This is a genomic window from Curtobacterium sp. RIT-PI-V (genome assembly GCF_025642935.1).
Classification (GTDB): domain Bacteria; phylum Actinomycetota; class Actinomycetes; order Actinomycetales; family Microbacteriaceae; genus Curtobacterium.
Genome location: NZ_JANZKM010000003.1, coordinates 114,726 through 131,748, shown reverse-complemented (window position 1 = coordinate 131,748; position 17,023 = coordinate 114,726). Strand labels below are relative to the sequence as shown.

General features: G+C 70.4%; 14 protein-coding genes, 1 tRNA gene and 1 pseudogene. 5 read left to right on the top strand and 11 right to left on the bottom strand.

The window, feature by feature from the left end; all coding sequences use genetic code 11:
- Positions 1-29: 29 nt before the first annotated feature.
- From ribA to OGL88_RS04005, 4 genes and pseudogenes are all read left to right on the top strand, one after another.
- Positions 30-665: pseudogene (gene ribA, locus OGL88_RS04020) on the top strand (GTP cyclohydrolase II); the annotation flags it as partial.
- Positions 666-853: 188 nt separating this feature from the next.
- A complete protein-coding gene (locus OGL88_RS04015) occupies positions 854-2,233 on the top strand; it encodes an MFS transporter (protein ID WP_263089876.1) in 1,380 nt (459 codons plus the stop codon).
- A gap of 175 nt (positions 2,234-2,408) precedes the next feature.
- Positions 2,409-2,624, top strand: coding sequence for a helix-turn-helix domain-containing protein (locus tag OGL88_RS04010; RefSeq protein ID WP_123292166.1), 216 nt, complete (start codon positions 2,409-2,411; stop codon positions 2,622-2,624).
- Positions 2,625-2,631: 7 nt separating this feature from the next.
- Complete coding sequence (locus OGL88_RS04005) at positions 2,632-4,485, top strand: ABC transporter ATP-binding protein (protein WP_263089873.1); 1,854 nt, start codon at positions 2,632-2,634, stop codon at positions 4,483-4,485.
- A gap of 43 nt (positions 4,486-4,528) precedes the next feature.
- Here the strand turns inward: OGL88_RS04005 and OGL88_RS04000 are convergent, their stop codons facing one another.
- The 3 genes from OGL88_RS04000 to OGL88_RS03990 form a co-directional block, all read right to left on the bottom strand.
- Positions 4,529-5,149: an isochorismatase family protein gene (locus tag OGL88_RS04000; RefSeq protein ID WP_263089871.1), complete on the bottom strand. Its 621-nt coding sequence runs from the start codon at positions 5,147-5,149 to the stop codon at positions 4,529-4,531.
- Positions 5,150-5,172: 23 nt separating this feature from the next.
- A complete protein-coding gene (dacB, locus tag OGL88_RS03995) occupies positions 5,173-6,681 on the bottom strand; it encodes a D-alanyl-D-alanine carboxypeptidase/D-alanyl-D-alanine endopeptidase (protein ID WP_263089869.1) in 1,509 nt (502 codons plus the stop codon).
- Between the two features lie 73 nt (positions 6,682-6,754).
- Positions 6,755-7,750, bottom strand: coding sequence for a Gfo/Idh/MocA family protein (locus OGL88_RS03990; RefSeq protein WP_263089868.1), 996 nt, complete (start codon positions 7,748-7,750; stop codon positions 6,755-6,757).
- Positions 7,751-7,879: 129 nt separating this feature from the next.
- Between OGL88_RS03990 and OGL88_RS03985 the strand changes: the two genes are divergently transcribed.
- Positions 7,880-9,559 carry an HAD family acid phosphatase gene (locus OGL88_RS03985; protein WP_263089867.1) on the top strand — a complete coding sequence of 560 codons (1,680 nt, stop codon included), beginning with the start codon at positions 7,880-7,882 and terminating at the stop codon, positions 9,557-9,559.
- A gap of 15 nt (positions 9,560-9,574) precedes the next feature.
- On the opposite strand, the gene OGL88_RS03980 is transcribed toward OGL88_RS03985, so the two are convergent.
- From OGL88_RS03980 to OGL88_RS03945, 8 genes are all read right to left on the bottom strand, one after another.
- Positions 9,575-10,015 carry a BLUF domain-containing protein gene (locus OGL88_RS03980; RefSeq protein ID WP_123338900.1) on the bottom strand — a complete coding sequence of 147 codons (441 nt, stop codon included), beginning with the start codon at positions 10,013-10,015 and terminating at the stop codon, positions 9,575-9,577.
- Between the two features lie 113 nt (positions 10,016-10,128).
- Entirely contained in the window at positions 10,129-10,935 is an 807-nt protein-coding gene (locus OGL88_RS03975; RefSeq protein WP_263089865.1) for a glycoside hydrolase family 16 protein, read from the bottom strand.
- Between the two features lie 194 nt (positions 10,936-11,129).
- Positions 11,130-11,202, bottom strand: a tRNA-Thr gene (locus OGL88_RS03970).
- Positions 11,203-11,248: 46 nt separating this feature from the next.
- A complete protein-coding gene (locus OGL88_RS03965; RefSeq protein ID WP_263089863.1) occupies positions 11,249-11,884 on the bottom strand; it encodes a TetR/AcrR family transcriptional regulator in 636 nt (211 codons plus the stop codon).
- 64 nt (positions 11,885-11,948) lie between these two features.
- Positions 11,949-13,091 carry a DNA polymerase III subunit delta' gene (locus OGL88_RS03960; protein WP_263089861.1) on the bottom strand — a complete coding sequence of 381 codons (1,143 nt, stop codon included), beginning with the start codon at positions 13,089-13,091 and terminating at the stop codon, positions 11,949-11,951.
- Between the two features lie 61 nt (positions 13,092-13,152).
- Positions 13,153-13,788: a dTMP kinase gene (gene tmk / locus OGL88_RS03955; RefSeq protein WP_263089860.1), complete on the bottom strand. Its 636-nt coding sequence runs from the start codon at positions 13,786-13,788 to the stop codon at positions 13,153-13,155.
- Complete coding sequence (topA, locus tag OGL88_RS03950) at positions 13,785-16,592, bottom strand: type I DNA topoisomerase (RefSeq protein WP_263089859.1); 2,808 nt, start codon at positions 16,590-16,592, stop codon at positions 13,785-13,787. Before topA ends, tmk begins: the two co-directional genes overlap by 4 nt.
- Positions 16,568-17,017 carry a hypothetical protein gene (locus OGL88_RS03945; RefSeq protein WP_263089858.1) on the bottom strand — a complete coding sequence of 150 codons (450 nt, stop codon included), beginning with the start codon at positions 17,015-17,017 and terminating at the stop codon, positions 16,568-16,570. The genes topA and OGL88_RS03945 overlap by 25 nt, the downstream gene beginning before the upstream one ends.
- Positions 17,018-17,023: the final 6 nt, after the last annotated feature.

Sequence of the window (17,023 nt, the reverse complement as noted above, 5' to 3'; positions counted from 1 at the left end):
CCGACGCGCTGACCTCCTCCACCCCGGGCAGCCCCGTCCAGTTCGAGGTGTCGACGAACGTCCCCACCACACACGGGACGTTCCAGATGCGCGCCTACCGCGACCTCGTGACCGGCGCCGAGCACGTCGCGATCATCGGCGCGCTGCCCGACGGGTCCGCCCCGTCCGACAGCGCCCTGGTCCGCGTGCACTCCGAGTGCCTGACCGGCGAGGCGTTCGGCTCGCTGAAGTGCGAGTGCGGGCCCCAGCTCGACGCCGCACTCGACACCATCGCTGCCGAGGGCGGGGTGGTGGTCTACCTGCGCGGGCAGGAAGGACGCGGCATCGGGCTCATCAACAAGCTCAAGGCCTACCGATTGCAGGAAGACGGCCTCGACACGCTCGACGCCAACCTGGCGCTCGGGCTGCCGGCCGACTCCCGTGCCTACGGCGGCGCCGCGGGCATCCTCGCCGACCTCGGGATCACCCGCGTGCGACTGCTGTCGAACAACCCCGAGAAGCGTCGCCAGCTCGAGGAACACGGCATCACCGTCGAGTCGCTCGTGCCGCTGGTCGTCGGAGTCTCGGCGCAGAACGCCGGCTACCTCGACACCAAGCGCGACCGGATGGGGCACCAGCTGCCCGCGCACCTCGAAGCCGGGGCGGGCGCAGGCGCCAACAGCTGACTCAGGGCTGATTCGCAGGTGGGCGACATCTGTCGTACCATGTTGTCTTCCGTCACAAGCGGTCCCCCACCAACCGAACGCACCCGATCGGTGCCCGCGCCACCCTGCGCGAACCGATCGGTGTCCGCCGTTTCGGGTATCCGTGCTCCCTGCCAGGAGCGCGCACCACGGAAGACCACACGACACCCATGACCGCCGCACCGGCACCAGCAACCCCGACCTCAGCTCCGGCACCAGCAGGCAACCCGCGCTCGCGCGTGGTCATCGCCAGCCTCGTCGGCACCTCGATCGAGTTCTACGACTTCTACGTCTACGCGACGGCCGCGGTCCTCGTCTTCCCGACGCTGTTCTTCCCGAACGAGGACCCCACGGCATCGCAGCTGTCGTCGTTCGTGACGTTCGCCCTCGCCTTCTTCGCGCGACCGATCGGGTCGATCATCTTCGGGCACTTCGGTGACCGGGTCGGCCGCAAGACCACACTCGTCGCGTCGCTGCTCGTCATGGGCACCGCGACGTTCCTGATCGGCTGCCTGCCGACGTTCAGCACCATCGGCGTGTGGGCGCCGGTCCTGCTCGCCGTGATGCGCTTCGCCCAGGGCGTCGGCCTCGGCGGCGAGTGGTCCGGTGCGGCACTGCTCGCCACCGAGAACGCCCCCAAGGGCAAGCGCGGCGTCTTCGGTTCGATGCCGCAGCTCGGCGCTCCGATCGGCTTCCTGCTCGCGAACGGCCTGTTCATCGCGATCAACGCCGCGATGCCCGCCGGCGCCGACGGCACCCCGAACGCCGACTTCCAGGCGTGGGGCTGGCGCATCCCGTTCCTCCTCTCCGCGGTGCTCGTCATCGTCGGGCTGTACGTGCGCTTCAAGCTCGTCGAGTCGCCGGTGTTCCGCGGCGTGCAGGAGTCCGGCACGGTCGCGAAGATCCCGCTGGGCCGGGTGTTCCGCACCTCGTGGAAGGCGCTCATCGTCGGCACGTTCGGCATGGTCGCGACGTACGTCCTCTTCTACTTCATGACCACGTTCACGCTGTCGTACGGCACCACCGGTGCCGAGGCCGGTCCGCTCGTCCCGAAGGTCGGCCTCGGCTACAGCCGCGGCGAGTTCCTGACACTGCTCATGATCGGCGTCGTGTTCTTCGGCATCTTCACCCCGATCGCCGGCATCCTGGCCGACAAGTTCGGGCGCCGGAAGACCCTCATCCCGACCACGATCGGCATCGCACTGTTCGGCCTCACGTTCCAGTTCTGGTTCGCGGCGTCCCAGGGTCCGATCACGGTGGTGACGTTCCTGATCGTCGGGCTGTCCCTGATGGGGCTGACCTTCGGGCCGATGGGGGCCCTGCTGCCGGAGCTGTTCCCGACGAACGTCCGGTACACCGGCTCGGCGATCGCGTACAACGTCGCGTCGATCCTCGGTGCCTCGCTCGCACCGACGATCGCCCTGGCGCTGTGGCAGGCCGACGGCAACATCTTCCTGGTCGGGCTGTACCTGACGATCGCCGCCGTCGTGACGCTCGTCGCGCTGCTCTTCGTCCGCGAGACGAAGAGCAAGGAGTTCGCGGACGCCTGAGACGCGACCACCTGACGGACGGGCGCGCCCTGCGCAACGCTTCGCGTTGCCGCTGAGCAGGGCGCGCCCGTCCGTCGTGCGCGCACGCCCACTTCCCGGCGCAAGACGCCGTCGCACCAGCCTGTCCGTCAACTCAGGTTGACAGTTGTCGGCACGTCAATGTAGGTTGACACCCATGGACCGCCCGACCATCACGAGCCTCGCGGCCGGAGCCTCCGGGGACGACCCGTTCTCCGCCCTCGCCAACGTGCGCGAGCTCCGCCGTGAACTCGACCGGACCGAAGAGCTCGCTGCCCGCGCCGCCCGCAACGCCGGGGCGTCGTGGCAGGAGATCGCGACCCTGCTCGGTGTCAGCCGACAGGCAGTGCACAAGAAGTACGGCAGAAACTAGGAACACGATGAGTCTCCCCTTCGCGCGCCCCAAGAAGACCGACGGCCCCCGCGCCACCTTCGGCCGCCTGTTGTCCTACCTGTTCGAGAACAAGCCGGCGATGGTCGTCATCATCGTGCTGAGCATCCTCGGCGCCGGGGCGTCGCTCGCGCAGCCGCTGCTCGTCAACCAGGTCGTCACGGCAGTGCAGCAGGGCAACACGCTCAGCACGCTCGTCTGGCTGCTCGTCGGGCTCGTCCTGGTCGCCGGCGTCCTGAACGGTGTGCAGCACTTCCTGCTGCAGCGTGCGGGCGAGGGCGTCGTGCTCTCCACGCGCCGCAAGCTCATCGCCCGCATCCTCAACCTGCCGATCTCGGAGTTCGACACCCGTCGCACCGGCGACCTGGTGTCCCGGGTCGGCAGCGACACCACGCTCTTGCGCGCCGTCCTGACCCAGGGCCTGATCGAGTCGATCGGCGGGGCCCTGACCTTCATCGGCGCGATCATCGCGATGGCGATCATCGACCCGCTGCTGCTCGTGATCGTGGTCGTCATCGTCCTGGTCGCGATCGTGGTCGTCGGCGGACTGAGCCGGCGCATCCGGGTCGCGTCGAAGCGTGCGCAGGAGAAGGTCGGCGACCTGACCGCGGCCGTCGAGCGCGGCATCGGCGCCGTCCGCACCATCCGGGCGGCCGGTGCCACCGAGCGCGAGGTGCACGAGGTCGACGGACACGCGACCGAGGCCTACCGGCGCGGCCTCGACATCGCGAAGATGTCCGCGTTCGTCGTGCCCGTCGCGAGCATCGTCATGCAGGTGGCGTTCATCGCCGTGCTCGGCGTCGGCGGCGCGCAGGTCGCTGCGGGCACCATCACCATCGCCACGCTCATCACGTTCATCCTGCTGCTGTTCATGATGATCATGCCGCTCGGCCAGGCGATGGGTGCCGCCGTCGCGGTCGCCCAGGCGCTCGGCGCGCTCGGCCGGATCGAGGAGATCCTGCACCTGCCGACCGAGGCGCAGGACGACGCCGCCGCGCGGCCCGCCGTCGCGGTCGCCTCCGACGACGCCATCACGTTCGAGCACGTCACGTTCCGGTACGCGGCTGCGGCGGATGCGTCCGGTCCGGACGGCGCCGTCGCGTCCGGCGCGGTGGATCGACCGGGAGGCCCGGATCGCCTCGCCGACGAGCGTCCGGCCGACGACGTGGTGCTCCACGACGTGTCGTTCCGCGTTCCCCGCGGCTCGCGGGTGGCACTAGTCGGTCCGTCGGGTGCTGGCAAGTCGACGACCCTCGCCCTGATCGAGCGGTTCTACGACCCCTCCGAGGGCGTCATCCGGCTCGGTGGCATCGACGTCCGGGGCATGGACCGCCAGGAGCTCCGCGCCCAGATCGGCTACGTCGAGCAGGACGCCCCGGTGCTCGCCGGCACCATCCGAGCAAACCTGCTGCTCGGTTCGCCGGACGCGACCGAGGACGACTGCGTCCGCGTGCTCGAGGCGGTCAACCTCGGCGAGGTGCTGCACCGCGACCCCCGCGGTCTCGACGCCCAGGTCGGCGAGGACGGCGTGATGCTCTCCGGCGGCGAGCGTCAGCGGCTGGCCATCGCCCGCGCCCTGCTCGCCGCTCCCCCGATCCTGCTGCTCGACGAGTCGACGTCGTCGCTCGACGGCGTGAACGAGCAGAAGATGCGACTGGCGATCGACGCCGTCGCCGAGGACCGCACCCTGCTCGTCATCGCGCACCGGCTCTCCACGGTGGTGGACTCCGACGTCATCGTGGTGCTCGAGCACGGCCGGGTCGTCGGCGCCGGCACGCACTCCGAGCTCGTCGAGTCGACGCCGCTCTACCGCGACCTGGCGAAGCACCAGCTGCTGGTCTGAGACCGGGTGCTGCCACACCTCCGGCGGCGGGGTGGCGGGTGCGTCAGAGCTGTGCGCCTCCGGGGTTCGCGAGCCCCTCGTCCATGTCGCTGCGGTCGACGTGCCCGCCGGCCGCTCGGACGTCGTCGAGCGCGCGGGCGCTGCGGTCGTCGTCGACGCCGGCGACCAGGTCCTCGTAGACCGCGACGTCGATGTCGGCAGCACGGGCGTCGAGTGCCGAGGCCCGGACGCAGTGGTCGGTGGCGATGCCGACGATGTCGACGGAGTGCACCCGGTGCTCGGTCAGGATCTCCGGCAACGGCACACCCGCCTCGGTCCGTGCCTGGAACGCCGAGTAGTCCGGCGTGCCCTGGCCCTTGAAGACGTCGACGTCGATCGGCTCGGTGTCGAGCTCCGGGTGGTACTCGGCGCCCGGTGTGCCGGCCACGCAGTGCACCGGCCACGTGTCGACGAAGTCGGGCCCCTCGGGTCCGGCGAAGTGTCCGCCGTTGTCGTCGTCGCCGTGGTGCCAGTCGCGGGAGCCGACGATCAGGTCGTACTCCTCGGCGTGCCGGCCGAGGAACGCGCTGATCCGTTCCGCGAGGGCCGCGCCCCCGGTCACCCCGAGTGCACCGCCCTCGGTGAAGTCGTTCTGGACGTCGACGATGAGGAGAGCCCGTGCCATGGGCCCATCCAACACCCGGTGACTCAGGAGTCGGTGAGCTTGCTCCCACACGAGTAGGCGGCCGCGGTCACCGCGTCGAGCGCCGGCAGGGCGGCCGCGCGCGACGACCCGATGGCGTAGAACGCGAAGGTCAGGCGTGATCCGTCCGCGGCGTCGATGTACCCACCGAGGGTGTTGGCGCTGTCGATCCACCCGGTCTTCGCGTGCACCTTGCCGCGGGCGACGGCGTTCGCGCCGGTGAAGCGGCTGGCGAGGGTGCCGGACTGGCCAGACACGGGCAGGGCGTTCGCGAGGGTGCCGAGGCCCTTCGCACCGGCGGCGACCTGCACCATGAGGTGGGCGACGAAGTTCGGCGACACCGCGTTCGCGGCGCTCTCGCCCGAACCGTCCTTGATGACGATGCCGGCCGGGTCGACGCCGTAGGAGCCGAGCGCCGACCGGTACACCGAGGTCAGCGAGGCCGCCGAACCGTTCGAGCCGGACTCCTTCGACGACACCCGAGCAAGCATCTCGGCGAGGGTGTTGTCCGAGTTCGGGATCATCTGCCCGATCAGCGTCGACACCGGCTGCGACGACACCGTCGCGATGGTGTTCGTGCTGGTCGTGGCGCGCTTGACGATCTGTGCCGACCCCGCCCCGGCGACCCCGGCGTTCGCCAGTGCCGTCCGGAACGCGGTACCCGCACGGCCGACCGGGTCCTCGGACCGGGGCGAGGTCGCCGCAGCCGGGTTCGCCCGGTCACCGTCGACCATGAGCGCCGTGACCTTCGGCTGGTACCCGATGGTGCGTTCGGACACCGGCCACGTGGGGTCCCACGCGTCGGCGTCGCTCCAGTACGTGTCGTCGGTCACGATCGTGCTGACCGGGGTGTTGCCGACCTTCGCCTTGACCTGCTGGGCGAGCTGCGCGAGCGTCGGCGCCCCCGGGTAGACGGTGCCGTTGCCGGCCGACAGGGTGGCGTCGCCGTGCCCGACCAGCGCGATGGTCCCGGCGGACTCCTGCGTGACCGTGGTCGGGATGCGGTGGGTGCCCCCGAGCACGGCGAGCGCCGTCGCCGTCGTCAGGGTCTTCATGACGCTGCCGGTCTGGGCGGCCTTGTCACCGTCCTTCGAGAACAGGACCTCGCCGGTCTTCGCGTCCATGACGTAGCCCTCGAACGCGCCGAGACCGCTCGCCGACGCCGCGCCAGCGATCGAGCAGGTGCGCAGGGCGGAGGGACCGGCCGGGTCCTCCGGCACGGTGCGGGCGGCCGGGGTGGGTGTCGGCGTGCTCGTCGGACGCTTCGTGGTGGCGGCCGACCGGCTCGGCGTCGCGGCCGCGCTCGATGTGGCCGCTGGCGCGGCGGTCGTGCGCGTGTCCGGTGTCATGGCCGCCGCGACCGCGACGGCACCGCCGGAGCCGACCACCAGCAGCGCCGCGAGACCACCGGCGATCCACGGGACCGGACGACGTGCAGCAGAGGCACGCACGGCGGCGACGGCGGCGCGGACACGCTCCGGGACGGAAGGCGGGGTGGACTGCTGATCGGACATCGCGACCGATCCTACGGAACTGCGGCAGGAGCCTCCAGGCCGGATCGTCGCCCGGTGGACGACGGGACCCGGATCAGGGTGCTGTGGAGGGGTCGTCCGCCGGGTACCGGACCCCGACCTGGCGGCGGGCCTCGTCCACCACGGCCATGATCGCGACGGACTGTTCGGCGTCCATCGGGCCGCCTTCGTGCGCGCCCGAGGTGACCATCGCCTCGAACGCGCGGGCCTCGTGGCCGTAGCCGGCGAGCTCCTCGCGTGCGTCGAACTCCTCGACCACGACACCGTCGCGGTCCCGGATCCGCCACGTCGTCGGGGTGTACCAGGTCGAGTCGATGTCGATGCGCCCCGATTCCCCGATGACCGAGGCGGTGTTCGGGCTGCGCACGTCCATCCCGAAGTGCACCATCGACTGCGCACCGCCGTCGTGCGTCAGGACGAGGCCCATCTGCGTGTCGACCCCCTGCTCGCTCAGTGTGCCGGCCGCGACGAGTGAGGTGGGCACCCCCAGCACGTCGACGGCGAAGGACACCGGGTACACGCCCAGGTCGAGCAGGGCTCCACCGCCGAGGGCGGGATCGCGCAGCCGGTGCGACGGGTCGGTGGGCAGGGCCTGGTGGTGCGTCGCCTCGACGAGCACCGGACGGCCGATGCGCCCCTCGGCCAGGACCTCGCGGATCATCGCCATCTGCGGCAGGAACCGGGTCCACATCGCCTCGGTCACCGCGACGCCCGCTCGACGGGCAGCATCGACCACGGTCCGCGCCTCGGCCGCCGTCATCGTGAAGGCCTTCTCGACGAGGACGTGCTTGCCGGCGTGGATCGCGAGCAGGGCGTCCTCGGCGTGCCGGACGTGCGGGGTCGCGACGTACACGGCGTCGACCGTGTCGTCGGCGACGAGGTCTCCGTAGGAGCCGTGCGCCCGTGGGATGCCGAACTCCGCCGCGAACGCCTCGGCACCGGCGCGGGTGCGGCTGCCGACCGCCGTGAACTCGATGCCCGCGGCGACGCAGTCGCCCACGAAGGACCGAGCGATGCCGCCCGTGCCGATGACTCCCCAGCGAACCGTCATGCGGCCATGTCTACCAGGACGGGCCGCAGCATTTTGGTATGGACTCCACTGGTGATTGCCAGCTAACGTGCTCCACGATCCCCCATCCGGGGGTCACTCCTCCCCGAGTCGAAGGTGTGCAGGTCCTCCATGCGCCGTTCCGTCCTCTCCGTCGTCGCCACCAGCGCGGCGATCGTCCTCACGTCCACCCTCGTCGGCGGTCCGGCCAACGCACACGGGTGGGGCGACCCAGGACACGGACCGGGACACTCGCCGGGATACTCCGCCGACGCCGGCCTGACGCCGCGGACCCACTTCACGATGGCTGCCGACGGCACGTCCGGGGCGACGCAGGGCGGCGAGGGCATCCCGAACATCGACTCCGTCAAGAAGACCATCGCCACGTACTACGGCGACCCCGGCACGGGCCTGGCCAACCGGATCGACTCCCCCTACATCCGCGAGATGCGATCGATCGTCACCCGCCAGGGAGCGTCGCTGCAGCGCATCCACGACCGTGCCGTCCGGCACGGCGAGAAGCCCGCGATCGTCCTCGACGCCGACGACACCACCCTGTGGACGTACGACATGGAGGTCGCGGACATGCACTTCGTCTTCGACCCCGCACGGCAGGACGAGTGGGTGCAGGACGAGCGCTTCGCCGCCACCCCGTCCATGGTCGGCTTCGTCAACCGCGCCGCCGCGATGGGCTTCACCGTGTTCGGACTGACCGGCCGGAACGACGACCAGAAGACCGCGACCGTGCAGAACCTGTCGAAGGTCGGCTACACCGCCTTCACCGAGGACCGCTTCTTCACGAAGTGGACCGGCAAGGGCGCCTCACAGCAGCCGTCGTACGTGACCTGCGCCGCCGCGAGCTGCACGACCGTCGAGTACAAGGCCCTGACCCGAAAGCACATCGAGCAGGACCTCGGCTACGACATCACGCTGAACATCGGCGACCAGTGGAGCGACCTGCAGGGCGGGTACGCCGACCGGTCGCTCAAGCTGCCGAACCCCACGTACTACCTCCCCTCCGCCGATCTGCCCGGCGTCTCCGAGCCCCGGCTGTCCCCACGGACGCAGTTCACGATGGCGGCCGACGGCTCCTCCGGTGCGACCCAGTCCGGTGAGGGCATCCCGAACATCGACTCCGTCAAGAAGACCATCGCCACGTACTACGGCGACCCCGGCACCGGACTCGCGAACCGCACCGACTCTCCGTACATCCGCGAGATGCGATCCGTCGTCCGCCGGCAGGCCCCCGTCGTCGCCGCCCAGTGCGCCGTCGGCCGCAAGCTGCACCGCAACCCCGCGATTGTGCTCGACGCCGACGACACCACGCTCTGGACGTACGACATGGAGGTCGCGGACATGCACTTCGTCTTCGACCCCGCACGGCAGGACGAGTGGGTGCAGGACGAACGGTTCCCCGCGACCCCGTCGATGACCTCGCTCGTGTCGATCGCACAGCGTTCCGGGTGCACGGTCATCGGGCTGACCGGCCGGAACGCCGACCAGGAGACCGCCACCATCGACAACCTGCAGCGCGTCGGCTACCCGCAGTTCTCGGCGACGAAGCGCGGCACCGAGACGTACTACACGAAGTGGACCGGGGTGGGGGCGTCGCAGCAGCCGTCGTACATCACCTGCGCCACGGCGAAGTGCACCACCGTCGAGTACAAGTCGCAGACTCGGGCGCACATCGAGTCACGATCGGGCGGCCGGTACGACGTGGTCGCGAACTTCGGCGACCAGTACAGCGACCTGCTCGGGGGCTCGGCGGACCGCAGCGTCAAGCTGCCGAACCCGACGTACTACCTGCCCTGAGGCCGGCGCTCGCCCTCAGCGGCGGTGCTTGCCGAGCGCCGCGTCCGGCGCCGCCAGCGGGTGGTTGCGGAACCACCGCAGCAGGGCGCGGGCCTTGCTCGTGTCCGCACTGCTGTCGCCGTCGACCAGGAACGCGTCGAACCCGTCCGGCAGCGGCGTCTCCGCGTCGCGGTCGAACGCCATCGTCCACTCGCCGAAGCGCGGCGTGTGGATGCGCTCCTCGACGAGCAGGCCGACGTCGGTGTGGCGAGGGTCGTCGATGATGCGCTGGTAGGTCTCGAGCACGGCGTCCTCCGGGCCCTCCAACAGCTGCATGAAGCGGCCGTCCTTGTAGACGAGCAGACCGGACAGGCCGGACGCGGCGTTGCGTGACCTGGCGTGCTCGAGCAGCGCGTCCAGCCGTTCCTGGTCGAAGGGCTCGTCAGCGGCACTCATGTAGAGGAGGGACAACAGCATGACGACCTGACGACCTTTCGACGCGCGGAGTGGGCTCAGTCTCGATCGTGGCCGATGGACGTCGCTTCCGGGAATCCCCAGAACGGGGAAGAACGTGCGGTGATCCGCACCCGTCACAGAGGATCGTACGTGCGGACCCAGTCGATCTCGAGGTGGCCCGGGTCACCCCAGTTGCCGACCTGGAACATGTAGCGGTGCGGGGACGACGGGACGTTCCGGGCGACCGTGTACACCAGCTCGCCGTCGAGGTAGTAGTTGACCGCTCGGCCCGGGATCCACTCCGTCGTGTACGTGTGCCACGAGCTCCACGACACGCGCGTGTTGTAGTGGTCGAACCGCTTCTCGTGACCGGGGACCATCGAGTGGTGGAACACGCGGGGTGTGCTGTCGAAGTTGCCCTCGGGGAAGTTGACCTCGCCGTCGCCCCAGTCGTCCGACGTCGGCCACAGCATGACCGCGACACCGTTGTCGGCGCCGCCGGTCGCGCGCGCTCGGATGCTGAACGTCCCGCCCACGTGGGACCAGGCATCCTCCGGGGTGCCGAAGGTGCCAGCCGCACCGTGTTCGCCGTCCAGGGCGACGTCCATGTACCCGTCGTGCGCGCTGATCTGCGAACCCGACCAGTACCGTCCACCGGTGCCGTCCGGGTACGGCTGCCACGACTGCGCGTAGGTCGCAGCGAACGGTCCGTTCGCCGCTGCCGGTGTGTCGAAGTCGACCGAGAAGGTCGGCACCCGGCCGATCGTCGGGTCGGAGCGCACGGCCGGGCCGTCCGCGCGCAGTGGCGTCGCGTTCGCGCCCTGCCCCTGCGACGCGGCGGCTGCCGCCGAGCGGCTGGATTCGGGAACTGCGGCGGCGCTCACGGCGAGTGCCGCTGCCGCCGCACCCACGAGGACGATCATCGTCACACGGGTGAGCACGGTGCCTCCATCGGTCGTCCGCCGGAGGTGGCTGGGCGATGTGGTTCTTGCGCCGCAGGGAGCCCCGCGACGTCGTCACGCTATCCCGGGCCCCGTGCCCCTGTCTGTCCCGCAGCCGAAGCGTGCGGCTTCCCGCCAACAGAAAAATCCCCGGTCAGGACCTGATGCAGATCCGTGACCGGGGATGTGTTCCGAGCCGCCTGTCGGAATCGAACCGACGACCTATTCATTACGAGTGAATCGCTCTACCGACTGAGCTAAGGCGGCGCGCTCGCTCCGAACCCGGAGCGGCACGATCAATGACTATACAGGCTCAGACGAGTGAACGCGAAACGAGCACGCCGAGCTCGGCGAAGGACCTGCGGAGCTCGTCGACCAGGTGCGAGCCGGTCTCGGACCCGGACCACTCCCACCACGCGTGCCGGAGCGCACCGAGCGCCACGATCGACGCCAGGCGCGCCCGACGACGGAGTGCATCGGGGTCCGCGGCGAGCTCGGGGTCCTCGCGTTCGAGCCGCCGGGCGACCGCGGCCTGGATCTCGGCCTGGAACTCCTTCATCGACTCCATGCGACGACTGAAGAGCTCGGGGTTCGCCCGGAGCACCTGCTGCCGTTCCTCGATGAGTCCACGTTCCTCGATGAGCTCCTGCGTCGAGTGCACGAGCAGTGCGCCGAGGTCCGACAGCAGGTCACCGTCGGGTCCCCCGTCGACGAACTCCTGCAGCGCAGCGTCGTCGGGCAGCTCGGGGTCGTCCCCGAGGATCGCCTGTTCCTTGCTCGGGAAGTAGTTGAAGAACGTGCGGGGGGAGACGTCGGCTCGACGCGAGATCTCGTCCACGGTGACCGCGCCGAGGCCGTCCTCGATCGCGATGCGGAGCGCGGCCGCCTGGATGGCGCGGCGGGTGGCGCGGCGTTTCCGTTCGCGCAGGCCGGGTTCAGCGTCGGGCATGCCGTGATTGTCCCATGCCCCACTCGTCGCGGGGACTGTGCGTCGCGGGGAGTGTGCGTCGCGGTCAGTGCCGGACGCGGGCGATCGTGACGAGCAGTGCCTCGAGCGCGAGCAACGCCGCCACGTTCGCGGCGATCCGCTGCCGGGCGAGGGCGATCGCGTCGAGCACTTCGAGCGCCGCGGCCGGCGTGACCGACTGCAGGGCCTGGTCGAGGTGGTCGCGCATCGCCAGGTTGACGGGTTCCGCCGGGGCGCCGAGACCGAGCAGGAGCAGGTCGCGGTACAGCGAGGACACGTCGACCAGGATGCGGTCGAGACCGTCGCGCAGGCTGCGGGTCGCACGGCGCTTCTGGTCGTCTTCGAGCAGACGGAGTTGCGAGCGGAGGGCCGGCGGGATCGTGCCGCCGGGTTCGACGCCGAGCGATCGCAGTGCGGCGTCGCGTTCCTCGGAGTCGCGCTGCTGCGTGATGGCCTTCGCGTCTTCGTCGGCGACGGCGAGCAGGTCGGCGGCGGCCATCACGGCATCACCGACACTGCGGACGCCGAGCACGGTCGTCAGGGTGCGACGCCGACGATCGCGGGCGTCCTCGCTCGTGGCCAGGCGCTGCGCCATCCCGATGTGACTCTGCGCCTGCCGTGCTGCGTCCATCGCGAGGGCGCGGTCGATGCCGGTGCGCGCGACGAGCAGGTCGGCGACGGACTCGATGCCGGGGACCCGGAGGCGTACGGAGCGGACGCGCGACCGGATGGTGGGCAGCAGGTCGGCTTCACTCGGGGCGCAGAGGATCCAGACCGTGCGCTCCGGGGGCTCCTCGAGCGCCTTGAGCAGCAGGTTCGAAGTGCGTTCCGTCATGCGGTCGGCGTCCTCGATGATGACGATGCGGTACCGCCCGACCGACGGAGAGTAGTACGACGAGGTCACGAGCTGCCGGATCTCGTCGATCGTGATGATCACGCGCTGCGTCGTGAGCACCGACACGTCGGGGTGGGTCTTCGCGGTGATCTGCTGCAGGGTGTGGTCGTCGTCGGGACCGTTGCCCACGAGGGCCGCGGCGAACGCCGTCGCCACGTTCGACCGACCGGACCCGGGTGGCCCCGTGATCAACCACGAGTGCGTCATGCCGCCGGTGCCGTCGGTCGACTCCGCGGCGTTCCGGAGGGAGGCGACTGCTTCTTCCTGACCGGTCAGGCCGTCCCACACGCTCACGGAGCCATCCTGTCAGTGACCACCGTCATGCGGGCGACGACCACCTTGCGGGCGACCACGGTCATGTCGGGTCGATCGTGACGAGCGGGGCGACCGCGGCACGGATGGCACGCTGCACGTCCTCGGTGGATCCGCCGGCGTCGACCACCAGGAAGCGGTCGGGCTCAGCCGCCGCCATGTCCAGGAAGGCCCGTCGCACCGACTCGTGGAACGCCTCGGCCTCGGACTCCAGGCGGTCGAACGTGTCGCCACGGGCCGCGGCGACCCGCGCGCGTCCGACCGTCACGTCGAGGTCGAGCAGGATCGTCAGGTCCGGCGCCAGGCCGTCCGCCGCCCACTCCGACACCGAGCGGATGTGTTCGGCGCCGAGGCCGCGCGCGACGCCCTGGTAGGCGACCGACGAGTCGATGTACCGGTCCTGCAGCACGACCTCGTCGCGGGCCATCGCGGGACGCACGACCGTCTCGACGTGGTGCGCGCGGTCTGCCGCGTACAACAGCGCCTCGGCCCGGGGCGACACGTGCCCGCGCTCGTGCAGCACGATCTCGCGGATCCGGAGGCCCAGGTCGGTGCCTCCGGGCTCACGGGTGCGCAGGACGGTGCGGCCGTGCTCGACGAGCCACGCCGAGAGCAGCTCGGCCTGGGTCGTCTTGCCCGCGCCGTCGCCGCCCTCGAGCGTGATGAACCGTCCGGTCACTTCTTCTTCGCCGGCGCCCGTCGGGCCGGCGTCTTCTTCTTGACCGGGCCCTTGGCGCGCTTGTCCGCGATGAGCTGGACCGCACGGGCGTGGTCGACGGCCTCGACGTCCTCGCCCTTCGGGATCGTCGCGTTCGTCTCGCCGTCGGTGACGTAGGGGCCGAAGCGCCCGTCCTTCATCTTGATCGGCTTGCCGGACACGGGGTCCGCCTCGAACTCCTTCAGCGCGGAGCTCGCGGCACGGTTGCCGCCGTACTTCGGCTGCGAGAAGATCTCGAGCGCACCGGGGAGGTCGATGTCGAAGATCGCGTCTTCGCCCGGGAGCGTCCGGGTGTCCGTCCCCTTCTTCAGGTACGGGCCGTAGCGACCGTTCTGCGCGGTGATGTCGTTGCCGGTCTCCGGGTCCTGTCCAACGACGCGGGGCAGGTCGAGGAGCTTCAGCGCGGTCTCGAGGTCGACGGTCGCCGGGTCCATCGACTTGAAGAGCGAGGCGGTCCGTTCCTTGGGCGCCGCGGCCTTCTTCGTCGTCTTCTTCGCCGGGGCCTTCTTCGCCGGGGCCTTCTTGCCGGTCGTGGTCTCGGCGGGGGCCTCGGCCGCTGCGGGCTCCGGGGCGGCGGCTGCGGCGTCGACGACCTCGCCGGTCTTCGGGTCGACGGTGGGCTCGGGCTCCGGGGTGCGCTCCGTGACGTAGGGGCCGAAACGGCCGTCCTTCGCCAGGACCTCCTTGCCCGTTTCCGGGTTGATGCCCACGACGCGGTCGCCGATGACGGGGGCGTCGACGAGTTCCTTGGCCTTCTCGACGGTCAGCTCGTCGGGTGCCAGGTCCTCGGGGACGTTGACGCGACGCGGCTTCTCCGGGTCATCGCTCGGCACCTCGATGTAGGGGCCGTAGCGACCGATCCGCAGGGTGAGGCCCGGTGCGAGCTCGACCGAGTTGATCTCACGTGCGTCGATCTCGCCGAGGTTGTCGATGACGGTCCGCAGGCCGCGCTGGTCGTCGTCGCCACCACCGAAGTAGAAGCCCTTGAGCCAGTCGACCCGGTCGGCGTCGCCGCGGGCGATCCGGTCGAGGTCCTCTTCCATCTCGGCGGTGAAGTCGTACTCCACCAGTTCGCCGAAGTACTCCTCGAGCAGCCGGACCACGCTGAACGCGATCCAGTTCGGCACGAGCTGGGTGCCGCGCAGGGACACGTAGCCGCGGTCGATGATCGTCGGGCTGATCGTCGGGTAGGTCGACGGACGCCCGATCCCGAGCTCTTCCAGCGTCTTGATGAGGCTGGCCTCGGTGAAGCGCGGCGGCGGCGTGGTGTCGTGCCCCTTCGCCAGCACGTCGTGCACCTCGAGGTGCTCGCCCTGCTTGACGTCGGGCAGTGCGACGTCCTGACCGGCACGTTCGCTCGACTCGTGGCGGTCCTCGTCGCGGCCTTCCTCGTAGGCGCTGAGGAACCCGCGGAAGGTGATGACGGTGCCGGACGCGGTGAACTCGGCGTCCGTGCCGTTCGCGGTCGACGAGATGCCCTCGACCGACTCGGTCGACGCGATGCCGAGCACGATCGATGCGGTCGAACCCTTGGCGTCCGCCATCTGGGACGCGACGGTGCGCTTCCAGATGAGGTCGTAGAGCCGCCACTCGACACCGGTGAGCGTGCCCTGGAGTTCCTGCGGGGTGCGGAAGGTGTCGCCCGAGGGACGGATCGCCTCGTGCGCCTCTTGCGCGTTCTTGCTCTTGCTCGCGTACAGACGGGGCTTGTCCGGCACGGTCGCGGCGCCGTACAGGTCGCCCGCCTGCTTGCGGGCCGCGTCGATCGCCTGCTTCGAGAGCGAGACCGAGTCGGTACGGATGTAGGTGATGTACCCGTTCTCGTACAGCGTCTGCGCCGCACGCGCCGTCTGCCGCGGCGACAGGCGCAGCTTGCGAGCTGCCTCCTGCTGCAGGGTCGACGTGGTGAACGGTGCCGCCGGCCGGCGGGTGTACGGCTTCGAGTCGACGCTGCGGACGGTGGCGTCGCCGGCGCGCTCGAGCACGGTGGTCAGCGAGGCGGCTGCGGCCTCGTCCAGACGCACGACGTCACCGCTGAGCGCACCGCGGTCGTCGAAGTCGCGCCCGGAGGCGACGCGGGTGCCCTGGATCCGGGCGAGTCGCGCCGAGAAGGAGGACTCCCCCGTCTTCTCGAACCGAGCGGAGAGGTCCCAGTAGTTGGCCGAGACGAACGCGAGACGCTCGCGCTCGCGGTCGACCACGAGCCGGGTCGCGGCGGACTGCACACGACCGGCCGAGAGGCCGGGAGCGACCTTGCGCCACAGGACCGGCGAGACCTCGTACCCGTAGAGACGGTCGAGGATGCGGCGGGTCTCCTGCGCGTCGACGAGGGCGGTGTCGAGCTCACGGGTGGCCTCCTGCGCACGCTGGATCGCCTCCTTCGTGATCTCGTGGAAGACCATCCGCTTGACGGGGACCTTCGGCTTGAGGACCTGGAGCAGGTGCCAGGCGATCGCTTCACCCTCGCGGTCTTCATCTGTTGCGAGGTAGAGCTCGTCGGCGTCCTTGAGCGCACGCTTGAGCTCGGCGACCGTCTTCTTCTTGGCGTCGGACACGACGTAGTACGGCTCGAAGCCGTTGTCGACGTCCACCGAGAACTTGCCGAGGGAGCCCTTCTTGAGCTCGGCCGGCAGGTTCTTGGGCTCGACGAGGTCGCGGATGTGTCCGACCGAGGCCTGGACTTCGTATCCGTCACCGAGGTATTGCGCGATCGTCTTCGCCTTCGCAGGGCTCTCGACGATCACGAGCTTCTTCGTGCCTGGCACGTGTCTCCTTGATCCGTGGTGCTGGTCGGCCCTGGACACGAACGTGTCCGGGTCGCCCGGGACATCGGTGACCGGTGGCCGACAGGCACACCATACACACCGTGGTCGGGGTGGTCGTCCGCCGGACCGGCGACCGCGGATGCGCCGACGGCGAACGGTCCGGAGCCGACGACCACCCGCACCTGGGCCGTCGCGGCGGCGAGGTCGCAGGCCACGAGGGCCGAGCCGTTCGCCCGTGCGACCCGCTCGGCGACGTCGCACGGCGACCCCGTCAGGAGTCCGATGGACGTCGCAGCGGCCGAGGTCGCGGCGGCGTCGGCGGCGTCCCCGGCCCGGACTGCCTGCGTGCGGTGTCCGGCGGCGGCGAGCGCCGACGACGCGACGAGCACCCCGACGCCGAGGACGGCGGCGACGAGCACGGTCACCGAACC

Bases quoted from the DNA above. Each gene is read 5' to 3' on its own strand.
- OGL88_RS04015 (WP_263089876.1), top strand. From the start codon at position 854: ATGACCGCCGCACCGGCACCAGCAACCCCGACCTCAGCTCCGGCACCA.
- OGL88_RS04010 (WP_123292166.1), top strand. From the start codon at position 2,409: ATGGACCGCCCGACCATCACGAGCCTCGCGGCCGGAGCCTCCGGGGAC.
- OGL88_RS04005 (WP_263089873.1), top strand. From the start codon at position 2,632: ATGAGTCTCCCCTTCGCGCGCCCCAAGAAGACCGACGGCCCCCGCGCC.
- OGL88_RS04000 (WP_263089871.1), bottom strand. From the start codon at position 5,149: ATGGCACGGGCTCTCCTCATCGTCGACGTCCAGAACGACTTCACCGAG.
- dacB (WP_263089869.1), bottom strand. From the start codon at position 6,681: ATGTCCGATCAGCAGTCCACCCCGCCTTCCGTCCCGGAGCGTGTCCGC.
- OGL88_RS03990 (WP_263089868.1), bottom strand. From the start codon at position 7,750: ATGACGGTTCGCTGGGGAGTCATCGGCACGGGCGGCATCGCTCGGTCC.
- OGL88_RS03985 (WP_263089867.1), top strand. From the start codon at position 7,880: ATGCGCCGTTCCGTCCTCTCCGTCGTCGCCACCAGCGCGGCGATCGTC.
- OGL88_RS03980 (WP_123338900.1), bottom strand. From the start codon at position 10,015: ATGCTGTTGTCCCTCCTCTACATGAGTGCCGCTGACGAGCCCTTCGAC.
- OGL88_RS03965 (WP_263089863.1), bottom strand. From the start codon at position 11,884: ATGCCCGACGCTGAACCCGGCCTGCGCGAACGGAAACGCCGCGCCACC.